Origin of the sequence: Bacillus sp. JJ1503 (assembly GCF_036965125.1) — a bacterium.
Lineage (GTDB): Bacteria > Bacillota > Bacilli > Bacillales > Cytobacillaceae > Cytobacillus.
In genome coordinates, this window is the sequence record NZ_JBALOZ010000246.1 from 1 (window position 1) to 1,242 (window position 1,242).

General features: G+C 45.2%; 8 tRNA genes and 1 rRNA gene. All 9 read left to right on the plus strand.

The features are described from left to right. The first annotated feature begins 128 nt into the window (after positions 1–128). Positions 129–245 (plus strand): 5S ribosomal RNA (gene rrf, locus V7149_RS18325). A 10-nt stretch (positions 246–255) separates the two neighbouring features. Next, positions 256–331, plus strand: a tRNA-Val gene (locus V7149_RS18330). 7 nt (positions 332–338) lie between these two features. Next, positions 339–414: transfer RNA gene (locus V7149_RS18335), tRNA-Thr, on the plus strand. A 65-nt stretch (positions 415–479) separates the two neighbouring features. Next, positions 480–555: transfer RNA gene (locus V7149_RS18340), tRNA-Lys, on the plus strand. A 55-nt stretch (positions 556–610) separates the two neighbouring features. Then, positions 611–695 (plus strand) — tRNA-Leu (locus V7149_RS18345). Between the two features lie 62 nt (positions 696–757). After that, positions 758–843: transfer RNA gene (locus V7149_RS18350), tRNA-Leu, on the plus strand. 60 nt (positions 844–903) lie between these two features. Further along, positions 904–980, plus strand: a tRNA-Arg gene (locus V7149_RS18355). Positions 981–984: 4 nt separating this feature from the next. Beyond that, positions 985–1,061, plus strand: a tRNA-Pro gene (locus V7149_RS18360). A gap of 22 nt (positions 1,062–1,083) precedes the next feature. Further along, positions 1,084–1,157 (plus strand) — tRNA-Gly (locus V7149_RS18365). The last annotated feature ends 85 nt before the right edge of the window (positions 1,158–1,242 follow it).

Here is a 1,242-nt window from a genome sequence, read left to right on the forward strand (position 1 = left end):
TCGAGGACTTAACCACATTAAATGATTACTCGAAAGACTTCTTCAGCATTATCTAGTTTTGAGGGAATAAAAATTTCTCTTGAAAAAAATAAAAAAGACGATATAATAGATATTGTCTTTAATAAAAGTCTAGTGGCGATAGCGAGAAGGTCACACCCGTTCCCATCCCGAACACGGAAGTTAAGCTTCTCAGCGCCGATGGTAGTTTGGGGCTGTCCCCATGTGAGAGTAGGACGTCGCTAGGCTTTAATAAATGGAGGATTAGCTCAGCTGGGAGAGCATCTGCCTTACAAGCAGAGGGTCGGCGGTTCGATCCCGTCATCCTCCACCATTAATATGCCGGCCTAGCTCAATTGGTAGAGCAACTGACTTGTAATCAGTAGGTTGGGGGTTCGAGTCCTCTGGCCGGCACCACGTAGTTTAGAGCGATTAGCTCAGTCGATAAAGGATTCAAGATTTAGGAAACAACATTTTATTCCGAGCCATTAGCTCAGTCGGTAGAGCATCTGACTTTTAATCAGAGGGTCGAAGGTTCGAGTCCTTCATGGCTCACCACCTTAAACAAAAAAGTCGGATAAGCGATTAATTTCTTTGTTTAAGATTCTTATATGCGGGTGTGGCGGAATTGGCAGACGCACCAGACTTAGGATCTGGCGCCGCGAGGCGTGGGGGTTCGACTCCCTTCACCCGCACCAATAAATACCAGTTGAAATTCGTTTTGATGTTTGGTACTATAATCTTTGTCGCTTCTTATGAAGCGGTCGTGGCGGAATGGCAGACGCGCTAGGTTGAGGGCCTAGTGGGGGCAACCCCGTGGAGGTTCAAGTCCTCTCGGCCGCACCAAAAAAAGTTGTTGACATTCGAAACAAAACAAGATATACTATAAAAGTTGCTTTAATAAATGCGCCCGTAGCTCAATTGGATAGAGCGTCTGACTACGGATCAGAAGGTTATGGGTTCGACTCCTTTCGGGCGCGCCATATACGGGAAGTAGCTCAGCTTGGTAGAGCACTTGGTTTGGGACCAAGGGGTCGCAGGTTCGAATCCTGTCTTCCCGACCATTAAGATTAATAAAATAATATTGCGGGTGTAGTTTAGTGGTAAAACCACAGCCTTCCAAGCTGTTGATGAGGGTTCGATTCCCTTCACCCGCTCCAGAAGATAGTTCTTTGAAAACTGAACGAACAAAAAACGTCAACGTTTTATCTTTTAGTCTTTTTGATAAAAAGACATTTATGAGCT